Below are 19,912 nucleotides of genomic sequence, written 5' to 3' on the forward strand. Positions count from 1 at the left end.
CTCGCACCATGGCGGCTCAAGCGCGCCGTAGAGTTCATCGAAATGAACCTAGCGACCCCGCTTCAACTCGTAGACATCGCGCGCGCCGCGGGCCTCAGCCCCATGCATTTCGCTGCCGGCTTCCGGTTCGCGACAGGCCGGAGCCCGCATGCCTATCTGCGCGACCGTCGAATAGAGCGCGCGAAAACGAAATTGTTGAGCGACGACCTGAGCATCGACGAAATTGCGATTGATGTCGGCTTTCGTTCACAGACCCATTTTATCACAGTGTTCCGACGTCAAACGGGGCATCCACCCGCACGCTGGCGGCGTTGCAGCGCTTGCATCGGCGAGCCGTCCGAAGTTGTATGGCGGATGTCTCAGTAAGTGGCACACATACGAACTGCGCTCCGGTTATCGCTGCTCCAGTCTCGACATCAGCTCTCGCGCTGCGACAAGATCTGCTGTGACGGCTCATTCCATGAACCTCGAGCAGACGTCAGCGAGCGCTTTGCTCCATCAAATGCCGGGACTAAACATCTCGCTTCCTTGCAGAGCTTCCAGGCTCTGCTCGACCTCAACGCGCAGCGCGCTAACGAACGATAGGTGCTCGCATGATGAGCCAGAAACGAATCTTCGGCCTCTCCACGGTCGCAACACTCCTGCTCGGCGCGGGCGTGGCGCTCTATGCCGAGCCGGGCGTTGCGGTCTCCAATCCAACGCAGGCCGGATCGACGACGGGCCGGATCAGCGATCCGGCCCCGCAACGGTTCGAGGTTGCTCAGGCCCAGACCGGCGGCGGCTCGACGCTGCCGGGCGGTGCATCCTCGCTCAACGAGATTCGCGCTTCCCCAAAGAACAATATCGTTTCGACGACATGTGGCGTAGAACTTAGCCTACAGCGTCTCTGTTCGGCCGGCGGGACAAGGTACGAGCAGCGAAGTCGATAGCGAACCAAGGTCCTGCACGGGATAAGAAATTTTGAGAATGCTTACGCGCCTTTTCCAAAGGTTTCTCATCTTCTGTCTGGGGGCAGTTAGCGTTTGGCTGATCGTCTTTGTCGTTTTTGACACTGCGGACCACAGACTTCCCTGGATCCTGGCGGTAGGTCTTACCTATGGGCTTGCTGCCTACGTCATTTTGCCAAACGTGGTCCGAATGGGCTTAAAGATTCTCCACCGGAGACTCATCCCTAGATACACCATCACTGGCGACGGCTTGCCCGGCGATCCAGTGAATCTCGTGCTGATAGGCACTCTTCAACAACTTTGCGATGCGTTTGCAACAGCGGGCTGGTCAACAGCCGACAGTTTGGGGGTTGCAAGCTCGTGGCGAATGGTACGAGCGTTTCTGCTCAACACTCCGTATCCGACGGCTCCTTTCAGCACGCTCTATCTCTTCGGACGAAAGCAGGACATAGGTTTCCAGCAGCCCATCGACAACAGTCCGCGCAAGCGCCACCATATCCGCTTCTGGGCGCTGAGCACCGCCCATACGGGCGACGATATCACAGCAGCAAGCTTCTGGCTGAATACGGATAGGCCATCGACTGATCAGCGCGTCTTGTGGGTTGGGGCGGGCACCAGAGATACTGGATTATCGCTGACCAAACTGACGCTCCAAGTGACACACGCTACCGATTCAGATACGAATGTTGAACGAGATCACATAGTCACCCAGTTGAAGTCAAAGCGGGTGATCGGGGATGTCGTCTTGCATCAATCCGGCTCACGTCTACAGACCGGAAAGGTCAACCATTACATTACCGATGGTGAGATCGCCTTCGCCAGCTTGATGGATAATTGACAAGGAGGATCCTTACCTGCTCTACCCTCCTTGGATCCGAGGATCGATGCGCTGAGATCAGCAAAGTCCGGCAGAACTCGAAACAAGACTGCGCAGGGGTCCCATGAGAATTGTGCAACCAGCTACATTCTGGATTGCGGTTTCCGCAGTCGCCTTGGTTGCGCTAGTGCTTTTGCGCGAAATCCTGCTGCCATTTGTTGTTGGCGCATTGCTCGCCTATCTTCTCGTTCCCGCAGTCGACAGGTTAGAGCGGTTCGGGATCAATCGAAGTTTTGCAGCACTAGCCGTCATCTTGCCGCTGATCGTGGGTATTATCGCGGTCATGCTGGTTATGTTCCCGGTTATCATTGGTGAGCTGAGATTTTTTATTGATGAATTTCCCCGCTACATCACGCGTCTGCAATCCCTTATGACCGAAGCAAGCGGCCGCTGGATGCATGACATCATGGGTGAGAATCTTCACATCGAGCAATCTTCCGTCGACGTCGTGAGGGCGATGGGCAGCAAATGGCTCGACGGTTTCCTCAGTTCGCTGTGGTCGAGCGGACGAGCATTGATTTCCCTTCTTTCGCTCCTCGTTGTCACTCCAATCATCGCCATCTATCTCGCCATTGACTGGCACCGAATGATTGCGACAATTGATGGCTGGCTTGCTCCGGAGTACCGCGATGATGGTCGGGCGCTCGGGCGCGAAATCCACGATACTGTTGCCGGGTTCGTGCGCGGTCAGGTTGCCATCTGTCTCATTCTTGCCGTTCTTTATACGGCAGCGTTGAAGCTGACCGGACTCAACCATGCCATTTTGATTGGTATAGCTGCAGGCCTCATCAGTTTCGTTCCCTACCTTGGGGCAGCCACCGGTATCTTGATATCGGTATGCGTTGCGGTGGACCAGTTCTGGCCCAATTGGGCACCTGTCGCTGTTGTGGGGGGCATCTTCATTGTCGGTGAAATGCTTGCCGACTATGTTCTGTCCCCGCGCCTCATCGGCCGGCGCGTCAACCTCAATCCAGTCTGGATGATGTTTGCGCTATTCGCCTTCGGGTGGTTATTCGGCTTCATCGGTGTCTTGCTGGCGATACCTATTGCAGCTTCGCTGGGTGTGGTCCTGCGCTTCGCGAGACGGAAATCACTAGCAAGCGCAGGTCACAACGTTTTGAACAGTCCAGGTACTGAATAGTGAACCCATCACGCCGGCGACGCTTTTAGGCCAGCCTTAACAAGAGCGAGCAGCGCCACGCCCTCACCCATCAGGTCGGGTCACCATGAAATCATTCAGAGAGTCTGTCCCAAGCCGAGGACGATCCAAAAGCAGTTGCCGATTTCAGTGCAGGGATCGCAGCATATCAAGCCAAAGATCTTCCACTCGCCTTCAAAGAGTGTCGCCTGACACGCACTGCGATCTCGGGATCAGCTGCGGGGCCAACATAGGTTAGCACGATCGCGAACGCGTTCACCCACCTGCGCACGGGCCGATCCGCCCGACAACAGGCTTGCGCTGCTCACCGCCATCTTGCCGATGGCATCAATCTCGGCCTGACCCGCATGGCAGATGTTACTCCAGGCCCGACGATGCGGCAGCTTGTGCGTGGGCTCATGAACAGCACATCCGGGTCAATGCTCAAAGAAACCTGCCCCTCACGGCGATCTGGGGAAGTTAATGGTCTTGATGGCAATCTCCGGCTGCATTATTGCGCTAGTCGAAACTGTCTTCAGCCGGGCACTCAAAACATCAATCGACGATGTGCCCCTTGAAGATAGGCAGAGCGCCAAGACCGACTTAGAGGAACTTCACTCTCGCTGGTCGCTACGCCTGTTGGACTGGTCGACGGGCGCCGTAGCATGATTGCCAGTTCATCTGCCTTCATTCCGGTTAGTGGCCTAGCGCGCATCTAGGCGACGTCGCGGTTGCAGCGGTTTCAACGAAACATTTCGGGACGGTCTCGAAAGGCAATCGTTTCGCAGTGATTGCAATGGACCGTCGTGATTTCGGTCGCAAAGTCGCCGTCACACAGGGAGACGGTGAAAGGATGGATGATTTGGAACAGGTAAAATCGGTCACAGGAAAAGGTCGGCGCAAGGCGCTGTGGTTGAGCGCCGCGTTTGTGGCGGTGCTGGCTGCCGGGGCGACGGGTTACAAGATCACACTGGAGCGCGGCGTCGAGAAGCATATCACAGCGCGCGGGGGAACAGCCGGCTCCGTCCATGTGGATTATCTCGGCCGATTTCATCTGCGTGACGTGATGCTGCCGCTAAAGGACGGCCTTAGCGCAAAGATCGCCGGCATCGACGGTCGCCCAAAATTTCTCTTCCTGAATGCGGAGCTCGAGATCGCCAACCTGAGCGCCGAGCTTGCGGGCTACAAAATCGCTGTGCCGCGCGCGAGTGTCGAGCAGCCAAATTTCGACCGTCAGACGGTCGCCGAGATCTTCGCAAACAAGAGCAGCCTGTCATTGCCGGAGCGTATCCAGCGCTTCCAGGCCAATCGCATCTTCGTGCCGGAGGTCGCGATGACCAAAATCGTCGAGGGGAATGAAGACAGGATCGTCTACAGAAACATCGCGCTCGAGGATATCAGGGATGGCCGCGTAGCACGCTACAGCTCGTCCAATGCCAGCCTGGACATGCATGTGGCTGAGGCGACTGAAGACGGGAAGACGAAAAACGCGCGCATCAACGGCTCATTTGGGGCGATGACCGGTAAGGACCTTGACGTGGGCTATGCCGCACGTTTGTACACGCAAGCGGCCGGGCCACAGGACAAGCAGGCCAAGGCGCTTTACGGCCCCTTGTCGATCAAGGATGTCACTCAGACAATAGGCGAGGGCAGCTTCCAATATGATGAGTTGCGCAGCAATGGTCTTAGCATTCGTATGCCGGCTGAGCCGCTTTTGGACACGCTGGACATGCTGCGTTCGGTCAAAAACCCCGACGAATTGCCTGCTGCCGAACGAAACGCCTTTTACATGAAAGTTCTCTCCCTGCCCGATATGATTGGCCCGGGCGATATCCAATTGCTGGGGCTCAAGGTCAAAGTCCCGGGCAAAGACAGTGGCAAGCAGATCGACCTCGATGTCGAACGCACGTCACTTCACCTGAACGGTCGCGAAGTGAACGCGAGCCTCAACGGGATCTCGATGGAAGAAGGCGATGATCATTTCCGGCTCGCTGAAGCCAGCGTCAGCGGTTTTTCCTGGCACCCGACAATGGAGGGATTGAAACAACTCCTTGTTTTGAACGATGATCAGGCTCAAGAATTTGCCTATTCCGCATTGCTGCCCGAGTTCGGGACATTCCGGCTTGCCGGTCTGGATGTCGATCTGCCGAGCGGATCGGCCGACGTTGACGAGATCGCAGCGGTCGATGACGAGGCTGCGGCGCCGAGCGAGACGACGTCTGAGGATGAAGCAACCGCTGCACCGGCAATCGACGCGCCCGATCCCAGCGATAGCAGCCGAAACAGCGATGTCGCCGTTGAGGGCGCGGACGCCGGGCCCGAAGTCTCAGCGGCGCCGGTTGACGCGGACAAGGACGGTTCGGCCATCGACGATGGCGCGGACGCTGCGGCAGATGTGGCTGCCGCTGAAATTGCAGATGCTGCTTCCGATCAAGCGAGTGATCCTGACGCTGTGGATGGTGCCGGTGACGATGCCCTTCCTCAGACTGCGCTCAACGATGATGCAGGCGAAGTCCAAGCCTCTGAAACAATGTCGACCGACATCGCATCGCTCGTGCCGCAGCGCGTGAAATTTTTGCTGAAATCCTATGAAGCGGCGCTCAGTAAACCGTACAATGGCATCCCTACCGATATTCGTATTGTATACGAGGACTTGAGTGTCCCGATGCCAGCAGACGCCAAGGACGAGGCGTTTGAGCATTTGCGAAAGCTCGGCTACGACAAACTCACCTTGTCGGCTGGGGTTGAGGGACATTGGGACGAAGCGGGCAAAAGCTTCGTCATCAAGGATATCTCCCTTGGGGGAGAGGGGATGGGCAGTGTTTCGCTGTCTGGTGTCTTGGCCGGCGTCTCAAACGATTTGTTTTCTGCTGACACGATACGCATGCAAACCGCAGCACTCGGCGTTACTGCACGGGAATTGAAGCTCCGGATCGAGGACAAAGGGCTCTTCGACAAGGCGCTGACTTTGTATGCCCGGCAAAACGACATGACGGCGGAGCAGGCGCGCGGCATGCTGGTGCTGGTCGGATCCACCATGCTGCAGCAGTTCGTGGCCGATCAGCCGAAGCTTCAAAGTGTCGCCGGGGCAGCCTCAACTTTCCTGGGAAGAGCGGGGACATTCACCCTGTCTGTCAAATCGAAGGACGCCGCAGGCATTGGTGCGATTGAACTGATGACAGCCTCCGACGATCCGGCAGGTTTCCTGGAGCGGCTCGATATCGAGGCAAAGGCCGAATAGATCCTCGTCAACGCAGCGCCGGCAGTCGTTTGACGTCGGCGTTGCATCTTGTTGCGTATGGGATCTAAACCCATGCCTATGTATCTCGTTTTCCCGGCAGCACTGCTTTCGGCGGGGCGCATCGGATTACCGCGTTGGGCTAACATGTTGTTGGCTGACATCGCGCCTGCAACGGACCGACGCTTGACCCCTCGCTCTTGCGGCTCAAGAGGCGTTGCGTCCTCAGACACTAGGAGAGATCCGGCACGCCTCCCTCTAAAGATCGCGGTCAGAGAGCTTGTCGCGAAGGGCAGACGGGTGCGGCAGGATTGAACGACTGAATTTTTTTTGGTAGGGACTGTCGTGGCTCTTCTCGATTCCCTACTCGCTCGGTGCGAAGCGCCTTTCACGCCACCACAATCGGAACTTTGGTCGGCGACGCCTTGACCCGGTTGTAGAGGTCGATGACGTCCTGGTTGATCATGCGCACGCAACCGGAAGATGCCTGAGTGCCGATGGTCCACCATTCGGGTGAGCCGTGCACGCGATAGCCAGTGTCGTGGCTGTCCTTGTAGATATAGTGTGCGCGGGCGCCGAGCGGGTTGTCGAGGCCACCCGGCTGACCGCCCGTCCATTTCACCAGCTCCGGCTTGCGCGCGATCATCTCTTTGGGCGGCGTCCAGGTCGGCCATTCCTTGGTGTACTGGATCTCGGCGCGGCCGCTCCATTCGAAGCCGGCCTTGCCGATGCCGACGCCGTAACGGATCGCTTCGCCGCCTTCCTGCACCCAATAGAGATGCCGCTCGTTGAGCCGCACCACAATCGTGCCCGGCGCCTCGCCGGTCGGATCGATAACGATCTGACGGCGGAATTCCGGCCTGATCTTCTGGAATGGAACTGCCGGGATCACGAGGCCATTGTCGATCAGCGAGGCATACATCGTGCCGTTATCGGTGATGTTGCTGTCGACGCTGAGCGGTGGGATCGAACCGGTCGGCATGCGGTCAACGCCCCCAGGCGGCATACCACCCGACGGCTCGATTGATCCCAGCTCCGGGAATTCGAGCGTCTGCGAGCAGCCGGAGGCGCCAAGCAGTGTCAGGACACCGAGGCCCGAAAGCACGGCGCGGCGGGAGACGAAGTAGCCGGACTCCGGTTTGGTGGCGCCGGAGGACAGCGCCTGATCTTGCGGCTTACGCATGCACTCATTACCCCAAACGAACGGTCGGCATCATGCCCACCGGATGGGCCGCATTTTCACAATTCGTGGTTAAGAAAGCGTGAAACCATTGCCGGCCGTGCCCCACCCTTCGGCGCGTTCGACATGCCGCTCGTGCACCGGTGGTGACGATGTCGGCGACATTTGTCAGTGTGCCCGCATATCTCGTTCTGTTGATGTCTCCGTTGTGGTGGATCGGCGACCCGGCATTGCTTGCAGCCTCAGCGCGGGATTCCTGTTCGGTTCTGCTCTGCCACGGTTCATCATCTCGTGCATTATCGACCGGGACGCCAAGGATCGCTGTGTTCGCGCTCAAGCGACGCCATGCGCTGCACCACCACGTGACGCCGGAAGGCAACTTCGGCGTGACCTCCGGCCCCTGGGATCGGGTGTTTGCAACCGACATCCAGCCGCGCCGCAATCCACGGCGCGCCCAACCCAACGGGCGTCACCTCGCAGAGAGATAGACGCGTTCGTGCCATAGATTTATCGCTCGCAAGGACGATGAAGACGCCGTCCCGCCACTGAGCGACTACATGACGCCGAAGCGTTCGAATGCCTCGACCGTGGACATGCCGGCCTCGATGGCAAGGCGAACCTTGTTTTCAGTTTCTGCCTTTTCGAACGCCAGCGCGATCGCTTCCCGTTCCGCCTCGCGCGGAATGACCAGAACGCCGTCGCGGTCGCCGAACAGCATGTCGCCGGGCCGAATGCGGATGCCGCCGATCTCGATCGGAACCGCATAGTCGACGACCTTGCCGCGCGGTCCCTGATCCTGAGCATAGGATCCGTAGCAGAAGGTCGGGAAATCGAGGGCCAGGATGCCGCTGCTGTCTCGGCAGTATCCGTCGCAGATCGCACCTGCGGCTTTCAGCTGGATCGCGCGTGTCGACATCAACTCGCCCCAGACGGCGTAGCGCGGCGAGGCGCCTGAACATACGTAGATTTCGTTGGGTTTCAGGCTGTCGAGCGCATGGAACATCAGGCCGAAGGGCTTGGAGCTGATCTCGGCGTGGCCGCCGGCTCCCGCGGTCGCAAAGAAATCCGCCTCAAGCACCGGCATGGCGCGCCCGACTGTCACCATGTCGTCGCGCAGGGCCCGGATCTTCGGCGGCAGGAACTGATGCTGTAGCCCCATCGTGTCCAGAATATCGCCGACAACGGCGGTGAAGAGCCGGCTTCGCATCGCCGTGAACAAGTCGGCATCGTCTTCAAAAATCTTCATAGTGTCACCTGTTTGTTCCTTGCGGCCTTGACCGCTGAAATGCCGTGCATCACGCCTCGGATCTCGGCGAGCCCCTTCAGTCGGCCGATGAGCGAGTAGCCGGGATTGATCCGTTCCTTGCCAATGTCGTCGGCAAGGAGATGCCCATGGTCTGGACGAACGGGGATCTGCCAGTCGTCGCGCCCCTCGGCACGCCGGCGCTCTTGCTCCTCGAGAAGGGCGAGAATGACGGCCGGAATATCGCTCGAGCCACCAAGATGGTCGGCTTCATGAAACGACCCGTCAGCTTCGCGCTGAACGTTGCGCAGATGGGCGAAATGGATGCGGGAGCCGAACTCACGCACCATGGCCGGCAGGTCGTTTTCGGCGCGGGTGCCGTAGGATCCGGTGCAGAAGGTCAGGCCATTGGCGGGACTGTCGGCGGCTGCCAGGATGCGGCGCACGTCATCCGCAGTGGATACGATCCTCGGCAAGCCGTAGAGCGGGCAGGCCGGATCATCAGGATGAATGCAGAGCTTCACCCCGACCTCCTCGGCGACCGGCACGATCTCACGCAGGAAGCGTGCGAGGTTTTCATGCAGGTCCTCGGCGCTGATGCCATCGTACTCCGCGAGCGCTCCAAGAAAGCCGGCGCGATCAAACTTACGCTCCGATGCCGGCAGGCCGGCAATCAGATTGCGTTCGATACGGTCGATCTTTGCTGGATCCATCGCGGTAAGCCGCGCCTCCGCCGTTTCGATCTGGGCGGGCGAATAGCTCTGCTCGACACGTGGCCGTTTCAGCACAAAGAGATCGTAGGCGGCGAAATCGATAGCATCGAAGCGCAGCGCATATCCGCCGGTCGGCAGCGGATGCATGAGTTCGGTGCGGGTCCAGTCGACCACCGGCATGAAATTGTAGCAGACCGTGCCAATGCCGCAGCGCGCCAGCGCGCGCATCGTGTCCTTGTACCAGCCGATGTAGCGTGCGCTGTCTGACGATGCCAGCTTGATCGAATTGTGCACCGGAATGCTCTCGACCACGCTCCAGCGCAGGCCTGCCGCCTCGATCAACGCCTTGTGCTTCAGGATCTGATCGTCGGACCAGGGCGAGCCGTCATAGACGTCATGAAGCGCTGAGACGATGCCCGTCGCCCCTGCCTGCCGGATGTGGCTGAGCGGCACCGGGTCATCCGGGCCATACCAGCGAAAGCACTCTTCCATCGGCCTCATCTCTTAAACTCCTGCGATCTCGGGATGATCTCTATTGTTGGACCAGATGACGCATTAAGGATCGGCGTGGGCGCAAATTCAAGCGAAAATACGCTGAGATTGTTGTTTTTCCGGCACGGCGGCAAAAATTCCGATGCAGCTCTTGACTTGTCACTCAATCTGGACCAACAAATAGAGCCGCACACAGGAGGAGAACGTGGCGCACAATTCGGCAAAACCGGCGCAATCGACAGGTGTCGAGCCAGCTGAGGTCGGCAAGACGTCTGCGGTCGATAGGCTCGTCGAGCAGATCAGGGATCTGATCGCCGAACGCGGCCTCGGGATTGGCGATGCGCTGCCGACCGAGCGCGATCTTGGTGAGCAGTTTCAGGCCGGACGGAATACGGTTCGCGAGGCGCTTCAGGTCCTGCGAGCCTATGGTCTGGTCGAGACGCGGCCGAAGGTCGGTGCCGTCATCAGCGGTGGTCATGGCGAGGCGATCCGCAGGCTTTTTGCCTTTCACAACGGCATATCGCCCGATTCCTTCCGCGATCTGCAGGGTTTCCGCCGCATCATCGAGACCGGCGTCGGCGACCACATCATTCTTCATGCAAGCGAAGCCGACCTCGACAGGCTGGAGGCGGCCAATGCTCGCATCCGGACGGCTGAGAGCGTCGAGGAGGCGGCCCGCTACGATTACGAATTCCACGAGGCTATCGTCGAACTCTCAGGCAACAGGACGACCCTTGCTGCCTACCGGATGATGCGCACCGTCATCGAGGAAGTCATGCGCCTCGGCAAGGCGGAGCGGCCGGTCCAGTCGGCGACCTACGAGGCCCATGCCGAAATCATCGGCGCGCTGAGGGCGCGCGACCGAATTGCCTATGCCTATCTCATGAGCCGCCATCTCGAATTCGGCCTCAAATTCGTCGGCGCGCCGACCAGTGGACAGTCCGCCGCGACCAAGACTTGAGGCTGCGGCGGCATCGTCTTCCGCATTCAGTCAGAACCGGCCCCTTTGCCCGCGGGGCCGGCAACACGATCAAGGGCCTAGGGGAGGAGACCCAGTATGATCAAAACAAAACGCCACGTCCTGACGCTCGCAACACTTCTGGTAAGTGTCAGCTTCGCGCCGAGCGCGGTTCTTGCCGACGGCAAGGCCATCGCCGGCATCGTCTTCCAGCAGGACCAGTACTTCCGCGGCATCCAGATCGGGATGGAGAAGGCGGCGGAAGCCGCCGGCGACGAACTGCTCGCCGGAAACAGCGACAGCAAGCTCGAAAAGGAAGCGCAGCTGATCGACACCTATATCGCCCGCGGCGTCAACTCGATCGTGGTCGCGCCGCTGTCGGCCGACGCTTCGGTTCCCGCGCTCAAGAAGGCACGCGATGCCGGCATCACCGTGGTCACCTACGGCACGTCTGCCAATGGTGACGTTGCCCAGGCGACGGTGACCAGTTCAGACCGCGATATCGGCATCGGCACAGGCGAGGCGGCTGCTCCGTTTCTGAAAACCCTCGGGTATGGCGAGAAGGTCAAGATCGGGACACTCGCTTTCAAGGCGCTGTTGCCTGAGCAGTCGAACGCTCGCGTCGACGGCTTCCTTCACGTGGTGTCCTCCCAGGTCGAGATCGTCGCGCAACAGGATGCCTGGCTGGCCGAGAAGGCGCTGGCCGTTGCCAGCGACATGCTGACCGCCAACCCGGATATCAAGGTGATCTATGCCGCCAACGAAGGCGGCACGATCGGCGCGGTCCAGGCGGTGAAGAAGGCCGGGCTTGAGGGCAAAGTGTTCGTTTTCGGCACCGATGGTTCCGAGCAGCTCGCCAACATGCTTCTCGACAAGGACAACGTGCTCCAGGCAACGACGGCGCAGCAGCCTCTAGAGGTCGGCAAGCAGGCGATCGAGGCAGCGCAGAAACTGCTCGAAGGCAAGACGTTCGAGACCAAGGTCAATGTTCCCGTCCTTCCCTTGACGCGCGCAAATGCCGACGGGGTCGCCGCCTACAAGGAAGGCCTGAAGGCTCTGAAGTAAGGTTGCGTGGCAGGGCCACTCGGCCCTGCCACCATTTTCTGCGCCAACCGGGAACCACCGATGACCTACTCTCAGCCCCGGACAGATACCGCCCAAGGGCGGCTCGAGTTCCGATCCGTCACAAAGCGTTACGGCCCGACGGTTGCCCTGTCGGAGTTTACCCATGATTTTACCCCAGGGCGGGTTCATGCCCTGATGGGAAAGAATGGCTCGGGTAAATCGACGCTGATCAAGCTTCTTGCCGGCGTGACCGAACCCACGTCGGGCACGATCAGCGTCAACGGAAGAGACCAGAGCTTTACTTCGCCGCACGACGCGTTTGATGCTGGCATCGTCACGGTGCATCAGGAACTGTCGCTCGTTCCCGAACTGTCCGTCGGCGAGAACATTTTTCTCGGTCGCCTGCCGCACACCAGGCGCGCGGGCTTGCGTGTCGTCGATTGGAAGGGTTTGCACAAGCGCGCGACCGAGCTTCTGTCCGACATGGGGCTCTCGATCGATTCCCGCCAGCCGGTCTCGGGCCTCAGCGTCGGGCAACAGCAGGTCGTCGAGATCGTCAAGGCGATGTCCTTCAACCCATCGATCCTGCTGCTCGACGAACCCACATCGGCGCTCGCCTCGAAAGAGGTCAAGCAGCTTTTCGCGCTGATCGAGCGATTGCGGGCACGCGGCGTGACGATGATCTACATCACGCACCGCATGAGCGAGCTTTTCGAGATCGCCGACACCTGCACCGTCATTCGCGACGGCCACTATATCGGTGCCGTCGAGATGTCCGTGACCTCGCCCGCCGAGATCGTCGGCATGATGTTTGGCGACGCCGCCCGCACGAAACGGCCGCCGCGCCAGGTGATCGACAGGCTCAAGCCGCTGCTCGAAGTGCGCGGCCTGACCCGTGCAGGACACTTCAACGACGTCTCCTTCGACCTTTATCGCGGCGAGATACTCGGGATCGCCGGCCTGCTGGGCTCGGGCCGGACCGAGCTGATGCGCGCAATCTTTGGCGCCGACCGCATCGATGCCGGCACGGTGCACCTTGCCGGGCAATCGATGACGGGCGCCGCGCCGCGCCAGATGCGCGCCGCCGGTCTTGGCTATACGCCGGAGAACCGCAAGGAGGTCGGTCTCGTGCAATCGCTGCCGACGGCCGACAATCTCTGCATGGCAAGTCTCGGCCCCATTGCGCGAAACGGACTGATCTCCCGTCGCCGCGAACAGCCACATGTCGATCGGCAGATCGCCGATTTGCATATCAAGTGCGGCGATCCGGAATTGCCGGTGTCTTCCCTGTCGGGCGGCAACCAGCAGAAGGTGGTGATCGGCAAGTGGCTGAACAGGGCTCCCTCGGTGATGTTCTTCGATGAGCCGAGCCGCGGCGTCGACGTCCAGGCCAAGCGACAGATCTTCGACATCATCTGGCAAAAAGCCTCGGACGGCCTGGCAAGCATCTTCGTTTCGACCGAACTCGAGGAGGTCCTCGAAGTGGCAGACCGCATTCTCGTGATGCACCACGGTAATGTGGTGGCGGAGGTGGATCCCACTAGGACCGATCTTACCCAACTCTACGGCCTATGCATGGAAGGGGCCTCCCAATGACACTTGTCAGCCAACAAACAGCTGAAGGCGGCGGACAGAACGTCTCGCTGCGTCTCCTCAAGACCTATCCGATGGAGATTATCCTCGCGGGTCTGGTCCTGTTCCTCATCCTGATGGCGCCGGGCTTTGCCTCGACCGCCAATATCCTCAACGTGCTGCGAACCGTGGCGATGCTGGGGATCATCGCCTTCGGCATGACGGCCGTGATCATTTCGGGCGAGATCGATCTTTCTGTTGGCGCCGGGGTCGCACTGGCGGGATGCATCGTTGCCTGGTTCGCCGACGCCTACACGGACGCAATCGGCGGCTGGAACGCCGTTATCCTCGGCTTTGCCGTCGCGCTTACCGTCGGCTTTTCGCTTGGTTACCTCACCGGCCGCTTCCGGCAGTGGTTCAACGTCCCGACTTTCATTACCACGCTCGCTTTGTTTGCCGCCCTTCGCGGTGTTGCGAACCTCATCACCGGTGGATTTCCGCTGTCGACGTTTCCGACCGGCTTCGATTTCCTCGGTGGCGGCTACCTCTTCGGCATTCCCTTCCCGGTCTATATTTTCGTGCTCACCTTCGCGGCCATGCACTTCCTGATGAAATACACCAGCTTCGGCCGCGAGGTTTATGCCGTCGGTGGCAACATGGAGGCGGCTCGGCTCTCGGGTATCGACATCTGGAAGGTGAAGGCGCTGACGCTCGGCCTCACCGGCGCACTGACGGCGATTTCGGGCACGCTGATCGCCTCGCAGATCGGAGCCGGTACCGGCACGACCGCCACCGGCATGGAGCTTGACGTAATTGCGGCCGTCATCATCGGCGGCACCTCGCTGTTCGGCGGCAAGGGCCGCATTTGGGGAACCCTGATCGGGGTGCTGTTTCTCGGCTGCATCTCCAACGGCATGACCCTGATGAACGTCAGCGAGTACTGGCAGTACGTCGTGCGTGGCGGGATCATCCTTGGCGCCGTGCTTCTCAATCAAGTCCTGGAACGTGTGCGTTAGGGAGTTCGGAGCCGATCATGACTGAATTTGCAGGAAAAGTGGCGCTGGTTACCGGAACCTCCGGTATCGGGCTGGCATCGGCCATAAGGCTTGCCACGGCCGGCGCCAAGGTCTTGGCTTGCGGCAACGATGCCGCGGCCAACCAGACGTTCGACCGGATCGCACAGGAGCGTGGCCTGGCAATGGCCTCACGATTGGTCGATGTGTCGGTCGAGGCAGATGTGGCGGCTGCCGTCGCGGCGGTTGTGTCGCGCCATGGTGGTCTTGATATCGTCGTCAACGCCGCCGCCGTTCATCCCTTCGGCACCGTGCTCGACACCAGCTTCGAGACTTGGAACCGGTGCTTGTCCGTCAATGTCGGTTCGATCTACCTGACGGGGCGCTTCGCCATCCCCGAGATGACCAAGCGCGGCGGTGGGGCGATCGTCAACATTTCCTCGGTCCAGGGCCATAGCTGTCAGCAGAATGTCGCCGCCTATGTCGCCACCAAGGGCGCCATCCATGCGCTGACCCGCGCGATGGCGCTCGATCATGCCGACCTCAAGGTGCGGGTGAATTCAGTCAGCCCCGGTTCCGTCCGCACTCCGCTCCTGTCGCTGGCCGCGCGCACCTATGGCGGCGAGGGCGTCAGCGAGGAGGAAGCCTTCGCCCGCTTCGGCGCCGCCCATCCGATTGGCCGCATCGGCGAGCCGGAGGAAGTCGCGGACCTCGTCGCCTATCTCGCATCCGATCGTGCCGGTTTTATCACCGGATCGGACTTCCGTATCGACGGCGGGCTCACCGCCGGCATCGGCGTGAAATAATCGCACAGGGAAAGAACAAGATGAAAATCGGCCTTGGCCTCTATCGTGAACAGCTCACGCCCGACAACTACCGCTTCGCGCTCCAGTCCGGCGCAACCCACATTGTTGCGCATCTGACCAACTATTTCGCTGGCAAGGATCCGAAGATCGACAGCGGCGACAACGGCGGATGGGGCGATTGCTCCACCGACCGCCTTTGGACCTATGAGGAGCTGTCGGCTCTGGTTCAGGACGTGCGGGCAGGCGGGCTCGAACTTGCCGCCATCGAGAATTTTTCGCCACGCTTCTGGCACGACATCCTGCTCGACGGACCGGAGCGCGATGCGCAGATCGACGCGCTGAAGCAACTGATCCGCGATGCCGGGCGCGCGGGCGTTCCCTGCATCGGCTACAATTTCTCGCTCGCCGGCGTTTACGGCTGGACCCGTGGCCCCTATGCCCGCGGCGGTGCTGAATCCGTCGGCTTCGGCGTTGAAGATGCGCCGGGCGCCGTGCCCGACCCGGACGCGCCCATCCCCGACGGCATGGTCTGGAACATGCGGTATCGCCGCGGTGTGCCCGGCGCCAAACCGGTATCGGTCAGCAACGCCGAGATCTGGGATCGCCTCTCGCGTTTTCTGAAGGATGTGGTTCCGGTCGCCGAGGAAGCCGGTGTCATGCTCGGTGCTCATCCCGACGATCCGCCGGCCGAGGCGCTGCGTGGCACGGCGCGCCTCGTCAACCGGCCGGAAAAGTACGATCGGTTGATGTCGATCGTCGATTCCCCGTCGAACGGGCTGGAGTTGTGCCTGGGCTCGCTTCAGGAAATGCCCGGCGGCGATATCTACGAACATGTCCGCCGGTTCGCGCGCTCGGGCCGCATCGGCTACATCCACTTCCGCAATGTGAAGGGCAAGATGCCGCGCTACGTCGAAACCTTCGTCGACGAAGGCGATATCGACATGGCCGAAATCGTGCGCATTCTGCGCGATGAAAACTATCAGGGCGTGATGATCCCCGACCATACGCCGGCAATGACCTGTGCTGCCTCTTGGCATGCGGGCAAGGCCTTTGCGCTTGGGTACATGCGCGCGTTGGTGCAGAACGCCCATGCCCTCGGACCGTCGCGGTCGCTTGTCCACGATCTCGCGGCTGAATAGGAGGCGCGGATGGTGAGGTCGGTTACCTGTGTTGCCCCGGTCGGCGACAAATGCGGCGAGGGCGCCGTCTGGTCGGCATCCGCGCAGGCGCTCTACTGGAGCGACGTCAATCGATTTCTCGTCCATCGGTATGATGAGGCGAGCGGTTCGGTCCGCTTTTGGATATTCGACGAGCCGGTGGTGGCGGTCTCCCTCACCGACGAGCCAGGGCGGTTGCTTCTGGCGCTAGCCTCAAAACTCGTCTGGTGGTGGCCGGAAACCGACCGGCGCGAGGATCACGGCTTCCGCTTGCCCGGATATCCGCGCGTGCGCCTGAACGACGGTCGTCCCGACCCGGCGGGAAACTTCTGGGTCGGGTCGATGAAGAACAATGTTCTGCCCGACGGCGAGCTTGGCGAGACGGCAGAAGGCGAGGGCATCCTTTACCGCATCGCGCCTGATGGAACGGTGAGCGAGTGGCGGCATGGGCTCGGCATCTCCAACACGCTTTGCTGGAGTCCCGATGGCAGCACCTTCTATTTCGGTGATACGCTCGCCAACGAGATCTACGCCTTCGATTACGCAATAGCGGACTGTTCGATCTCGAACGAACGGACATTCCTTGCTGACTTCTCCCGCGGTTCACCTGACGGCTCGGCGATCGATAGCGATGGCTATCTCTGGAACTGCCGTTTCGGCGGCGGCTGCATCGCGCGCATATCGCCTGAGGGTTCCGTGGCGGAGATCATCGAAATGCCGGTCACCAATATCACGACCTGCACCTTCGGCGGTGCCGACCTGAAGACGCTCTATGTCACGACGGCCAGTATCCTCTCAAAGCCCGGGGAACGGCTCGCCGGCAGCCTTTATGCCCTGACGGTCGACACCCCCGGACTGGCGGAGAACCGATTTGGCGGGGCGGCATCGAGATGACTGAGACGACAAGGCGCGGCCTGGCCTGGGCGCATGGATGCCTGGCGGTGCAATCCCTGGGCGGCATGCTGGGGCCGGTCACTTTCCTTTTGCCTGATGGACGACAGGTAAGCCCGCTGCATGTCGCACCCTGGGGTTCGGATCCCGACAGAACGACGCTGCCGCCGATCCTGCAGGAATTGCGCGGCGAATGGCCCTGCGTGCCCTTCGGCAGCGACGGCTCGCGCCCGCTGCCGAAAGGCTGGTCGGACGCTGGCGAGACCTTCGCTGGAGCGGATGTGCCGCACGGCCACGGCTCGAACGCACATTGGAGTTGGGGCGACTGCGACGAGCGGCAGATCGTCCTGACGTGCAGCTATCCGGACGGCCATCCCGTGCGCCAATTGCGCCGGCGCATCGTGCCGGACCCGCGGGCCGCCGCCGTCGACATCACGCTCGAGATCGAGGTGCGGCGACCCTGCAGGCTGCCGATCGGCCTGCACCCCACCTTCCGCCTGTCACCCCGGCCCGGATCGGTCAGGCTCGAGCCCGGAGCCTATGGCGAGGTTCGCAGTTTTCCCGGCGACGTGGAGCCGGTGGCGACGCTGTTTGCGCCGGGCGGACGATGGTCGAAGCTTGAGAGCGTCGACGCCCGCGATGGCGCCACCATCGATGCGGCGTCCGTTCCGCTTGACCAGAATGCCGAGGAACTGCTGCAGCTGGTCGGCATCGATGGCGCGATCGCCTTGCACTACCATGACGAGGGGTTTCGTGCCCGCCTTGAATGGCAGAAAGAGCATTTCCCAAGCCTGTTGCTCTGGTACAGCAATCGCGGCCGGAAGGCCTATCCATGGGATGGGAAACATCTCGCCCTTGGCGTTGAGCCGGTTTGCTCGGCCTTCGATTTCGGCCCGGCGGTCTCGTCAGCCGACAACCCCTTGGCATCGCCAGCCGCGCCCACGTCACTGCCCTTCTATCCCGATCAGCCGTTCGTCACGCGCTACCGGATCTCGGTCGAGGCCGCACCCATGGGGTGAAGCCATCATGGGGTGAAGCCATATCTCGCGGGCGATCTGGTGTATCGGGCTGAACCACTCCGGGCATGCCTGCCCAGCGGGCTTATTTTTTCCGGCAGGTGCAAGGGTCGTAGCCGTTGGCAAACAGCCGTCCGGCCCGCATGCCGATCATGGTCGGAATGTCGCGGACCTGCGAAATGCCCAGAGACCCGGCAATCGCAATCGCTGCCTCGGCACAGATCGCCGCGTCCTCGGCAGCGTTGTGATGTGCGAAGGTCAAGCCGAGATGACCGGCCAGGATGTTTAACTTGTGCGATCCGAGATGCGGCCAGACCTTTTGCGCCATCTTCACCGAGCAGAGATAGGACAGTTCCGGATAATCCTGCCGGTAGAGATCGAGACAGGAGCGCCAGACGCTGAAGTCGAAGGCCGCATTGTGGGCGATCATGGTGGCGCCGCGAAAGTCGTCGGCGAATTCGTCCATGACTTCGGGAAACTCGCCTGCGTCCTCCACATGCTCCGGGCGGATGCCGTGGATTGCGATGTTGAAGGAGGAGAAGCGCATGGTCTTCGGACGGATGAGCCGCTCCTCGATCCGCACGACCCGGCCATCCTCGACCCAGGCCAGACCGACCGAACAGGCGCTGCCGCGCTGCTCGTTGGCGGTTTCGAAATCAATGGCGATGGTCTTCAACGTGGTGTCCCGACTGGTCTTGCGCGGCAAGGGTAAAGCCCTACAGCATCCTTCGCGCGCCCTTTGCACGCAGGAAGTATGCTGTAGCGGTGTGCGGGCGATTCGGCAAAGAGTGCAAAGGGTTCCGGTCAGTCGACCTGGCGCTCGCGACAGCTGTGATCCTGCGCGAATACCACTTGCGTTTCCCGTCAGCGTAGGAGAATCTCCGGATCAGGACAAAACAGGCTTAGGTCGCTGCCGGATACCCCAGGCTGCAACGGCAGCCCCCAAGTGGAGAAAACCATGCCCACCAGATTTCTTACGGCAATTGCAGTGACGGCGCTTCTGGCGATCTCAGGATGCGCGACAAGTGGCTCCGGCAACACGACCTACGCGCAATCACAAGGGGTCGACCCCGATATCGATCCTACCGGCACCGGCGATGAAACCATGGACGCCGACTAGCCGGCTACTACCGCATGTTTCGTTAGATCGTATTCGCTTTAAGGATAAAAACAGTCAGCAATTCAAAGCGCTACAGCGACCTTTGCGCGTCTAACAAGACGCGCGGCGCTGCAGAATGTCTCCAGTTTAGACTGAGTGGCAGAAACGCTCTACCTCCTTGTTCTTAGACGTTCCTGTCTAAGAACCGCTTCGCACTTTTTCCTGGAAGTGCTGTAACACCCTACCTTGTCCGCTTCCCTTCGCCCGTTTCTCGTGGAGGGGGCGGGCGAGTATCGATGCCGCAATGCTTGTCCAGGCCTGAAGAGAGCGCTCCGCTGCAGGGCATGCCGTTGGGGCCGGCCGTTCCGCGCCGGGAAATAGCAAATTCTAAACATCCCCGAACAGGTGCAGAACGGCTCGGGTGAGGAGCATGTCCGACGGTCGCTGCCTAAGCCAATTGGGAGAGGAACATTTTGCTCGTCTCGATTTCCCCACATTGAAGGCTTG

Annotated in this window: 19 protein-coding genes; 15 read left to right on the plus strand and 4 right to left on the minus strand. The window is 60.7% G+C overall.

Features of this window, described 5'->3' with window-relative positions; genetic code table 11:
* The 5 genes from ASD52_RS11130 to ASD52_RS11155 form a co-directional block, all read left to right on the plus strand.
* Positions 1-366: AraC family transcriptional regulator (locus ASD52_RS11130; RefSeq protein WP_082571795.1), on the plus strand; the 366-nt coding region annotated here is incomplete at its 5' end.
* A gap of 230 nt (positions 367-596) precedes the next feature.
* Positions 597-929: a hypothetical protein gene (locus ASD52_RS11135; RefSeq protein ID WP_156585642.1), complete on the plus strand. Its 333-nt coding sequence runs from the start codon at positions 597-599 to the stop codon at positions 927-929.
* A gap of 31 nt (positions 930-960) precedes the next feature.
* Positions 961-1,785 carry an LssY C-terminal domain-containing protein gene (locus ASD52_RS11140; RefSeq protein WP_057207655.1) on the plus strand — a complete coding sequence of 275 codons (825 nt, stop codon included), beginning with the start codon at positions 961-963 and terminating at the stop codon, positions 1,783-1,785.
* A gap of 103 nt (positions 1,786-1,888) precedes the next feature.
* Positions 1,889-2,965, plus strand: a complete 1,077-nt coding sequence (locus ASD52_RS11145) for an AI-2E family transporter (RefSeq protein ID WP_057224345.1) — start codon at positions 1,889-1,891, stop codon at positions 2,963-2,965.
* An 850-nt stretch (positions 2,966-3,815) separates the two neighbouring features.
* Positions 3,816-6,203 (plus strand): hypothetical protein, encoded by a 2,388-nt coding sequence (locus tag ASD52_RS11155; protein WP_057224346.1) that lies wholly within the window; start codon positions 3,816-3,818, stop codon positions 6,201-6,203.
* A 385-nt stretch (positions 6,204-6,588) separates the two neighbouring features.
* Here the strand turns inward: ASD52_RS11155 and ASD52_RS11160 are convergent, their stop codons facing one another.
* Positions 6,589-7,383, minus strand: coding sequence for a L,D-transpeptidase (locus tag ASD52_RS11160; protein ID WP_057207651.1), 795 nt, complete (start codon positions 7,381-7,383; stop codon positions 6,589-6,591).
* 143 nt (positions 7,384-7,526) lie between these two features.
* Between ASD52_RS11160 and ASD52_RS37170 the strand changes: the two genes are divergently transcribed.
* Positions 7,527-7,868, plus strand: a complete 342-nt coding sequence (locus tag ASD52_RS37170; protein WP_347369220.1) for a sterol desaturase family protein — start codon at positions 7,527-7,529, stop codon at positions 7,866-7,868.
* A gap of 65 nt (positions 7,869-7,933) precedes the next feature.
* On the opposite strand, the gene ASD52_RS11165 is transcribed toward ASD52_RS37170, so the two are convergent.
* Together ASD52_RS11165 and uxuA are read right to left on the minus strand one after the other, a co-directional pair.
* Positions 7,934-8,626, minus strand: a complete 693-nt coding sequence (locus ASD52_RS11165) for an RraA family protein (RefSeq protein WP_057207650.1) — start codon at positions 8,624-8,626, stop codon at positions 7,934-7,936.
* Positions 8,623-9,828 (minus strand): mannonate dehydratase, encoded by a 1,206-nt coding sequence (gene uxuA, locus ASD52_RS11170; RefSeq protein WP_057207649.1) that lies wholly within the window; start codon positions 9,826-9,828, stop codon positions 8,623-8,625. The genes ASD52_RS11165 and uxuA overlap by 4 nt, the downstream gene beginning before the upstream one ends.
* A 205-nt stretch (positions 9,829-10,033) precedes the next feature.
* On the opposite strand from uxuA, the gene ASD52_RS11175 reads away from it, so the two are divergent.
* From ASD52_RS11175 to ASD52_RS11210, 8 genes are all read left to right on the plus strand, one after another.
* A complete protein-coding gene (locus tag ASD52_RS11175; RefSeq protein ID WP_057207648.1) occupies positions 10,034-10,789 on the plus strand; it encodes a FadR/GntR family transcriptional regulator in 756 nt (251 codons plus the stop codon).
* Positions 10,790-10,885: 96 nt separating this feature from the next.
* Complete coding sequence (locus tag ASD52_RS11180) at positions 10,886-11,851, plus strand: substrate-binding domain-containing protein (protein WP_057224347.1); 966 nt, start codon at positions 10,886-10,888, stop codon at positions 11,849-11,851.
* Between the two features lie 60 nt (positions 11,852-11,911).
* Positions 11,912-13,447 (plus strand): sugar ABC transporter ATP-binding protein, encoded by a 1,536-nt coding sequence (locus ASD52_RS11185; protein ID WP_057224350.1) that lies wholly within the window; start codon positions 11,912-11,914, stop codon positions 13,445-13,447.
* The gene (locus ASD52_RS11190; protein ID WP_057213094.1) at positions 13,444-14,439 is read left to right on the plus strand and encodes an ABC transporter permease; all 996 of its coding nucleotides are present in this window, start codon (positions 13,444-13,446) and stop codon (positions 14,437-14,439) included. Before ASD52_RS11185 ends, ASD52_RS11190 begins: the two co-directional genes overlap by 4 nt.
* 17 nt (positions 14,440-14,456) lie before the next feature.
* Positions 14,457-15,242: an SDR family oxidoreductase gene (locus ASD52_RS11195; RefSeq protein WP_025429550.1), complete on the plus strand. Its 786-nt coding sequence runs from the start codon at positions 14,457-14,459 to the stop codon at positions 15,240-15,242.
* A gap of 20 nt (positions 15,243-15,262) precedes the next feature.
* Entirely contained in the window at positions 15,263-16,381 is a 1,119-nt protein-coding gene (locus ASD52_RS11200; protein ID WP_025429549.1) for a mannonate dehydratase, read from the plus strand.
* 9 nt (positions 16,382-16,390) lie between these two features.
* Positions 16,391-17,293: an SMP-30/gluconolactonase/LRE family protein gene (locus ASD52_RS11205; protein ID WP_057224352.1), complete on the plus strand. Its 903-nt coding sequence runs from the start codon at positions 16,391-16,393 to the stop codon at positions 17,291-17,293.
* A complete protein-coding gene (locus ASD52_RS11210; protein ID WP_057224353.1) occupies positions 17,290-18,309 on the plus strand; it encodes a hypothetical protein in 1,020 nt (339 codons plus the stop codon). The genes ASD52_RS11205 and ASD52_RS11210 overlap by 4 nt, the downstream gene beginning before the upstream one ends.
* Before the next feature lie 82 nt (positions 18,310-18,391).
* Here ASD52_RS11210 and ASD52_RS11215 read toward each other — a convergent pair whose 3' ends face one another.
* Positions 18,392-18,982, minus strand: a complete 591-nt coding sequence (locus ASD52_RS11215) for a 3'-5' exonuclease (protein ID WP_057207667.1) — start codon at positions 18,980-18,982, stop codon at positions 18,392-18,394.
* Between the two features lie 282 nt (positions 18,983-19,264).
* Between ASD52_RS11215 and ASD52_RS39290 the strand changes: the two genes are divergently transcribed.
* Positions 19,265-19,426: a hypothetical protein gene (locus tag ASD52_RS39290; protein ID WP_164474919.1), complete on the plus strand. Its 162-nt coding sequence runs from the start codon at positions 19,265-19,267 to the stop codon at positions 19,424-19,426.
* The last annotated feature ends 486 nt before the right edge of the window (positions 19,427-19,912 follow it).

This window comes from Ensifer sp. Root142, from assembly GCF_001426785.1.
Lineage (GTDB): Bacteria > Pseudomonadota > Alphaproteobacteria > Rhizobiales > Rhizobiaceae > Ensifer > Ensifer canadensis.

What these genes read in the sequence shown, in the direction of transcription:
- ASD52_RS11135 (WP_156585642.1), top strand. Translation starts at nt 597, where the DNA reads ATGAGCCAGAAACGAATCTTCGGCCTCTCCACGGTCGCAACACTCCTG.
- ASD52_RS11145 (WP_057224345.1), top strand. Translation starts at nt 1,889, where the DNA reads ATGAGAATTGTGCAACCAGCTACATTCTGGATTGCGGTTTCCGCAGTC.
- ASD52_RS11155 (WP_057224346.1), top strand. Translation starts at nt 3,816, where the DNA reads ATGGATGATTTGGAACAGGTAAAATCGGTCACAGGAAAAGGTCGGCGC.
- ASD52_RS11160 (WP_057207651.1), bottom strand. Translation starts at nt 7,383, where the DNA reads ATGCGTAAGCCGCAAGATCAGGCGCTGTCCTCCGGCGCCACCAAACCG.
- ASD52_RS11165 (WP_057207650.1), bottom strand. Translation starts at nt 8,626, where the DNA reads ATGAAGATTTTTGAAGACGATGCCGACTTGTTCACGGCGATGCGAAGC.
- uxuA (WP_057207649.1), bottom strand. Translation starts at nt 9,828, where the DNA reads ATGGAAGAGTGCTTTCGCTGGTATGGCCCGGATGACCCGGTGCCGCTC.
- ASD52_RS11180 (WP_057224347.1), top strand. Translation starts at nt 10,886, where the DNA reads ATGATCAAAACAAAACGCCACGTCCTGACGCTCGCAACACTTCTGGTA.
- ASD52_RS11185 (WP_057224350.1), top strand. Translation starts at nt 11,912, where the DNA reads ATGACCTACTCTCAGCCCCGGACAGATACCGCCCAAGGGCGGCTCGAG.
- ASD52_RS11190 (WP_057213094.1), top strand. Translation starts at nt 13,444, where the DNA reads ATGACACTTGTCAGCCAACAAACAGCTGAAGGCGGCGGACAGAACGTC.
- ASD52_RS11195 (WP_025429550.1), top strand. Translation starts at nt 14,457, where the DNA reads ATGACTGAATTTGCAGGAAAAGTGGCGCTGGTTACCGGAACCTCCGGT.
- ASD52_RS11200 (WP_025429549.1), top strand. Translation starts at nt 15,263, where the DNA reads ATGAAAATCGGCCTTGGCCTCTATCGTGAACAGCTCACGCCCGACAAC.
- ASD52_RS11205 (WP_057224352.1), top strand. Translation starts at nt 16,391, where the DNA reads ATGGTGAGGTCGGTTACCTGTGTTGCCCCGGTCGGCGACAAATGCGGC.
- ASD52_RS11210 (WP_057224353.1), top strand. Translation starts at nt 17,290, where the DNA reads ATGACTGAGACGACAAGGCGCGGCCTGGCCTGGGCGCATGGATGCCTG.
- ASD52_RS39290 (WP_164474919.1), top strand. Translation starts at nt 19,265, where the DNA reads ATGCCCACCAGATTTCTTACGGCAATTGCAGTGACGGCGCTTCTGGCG.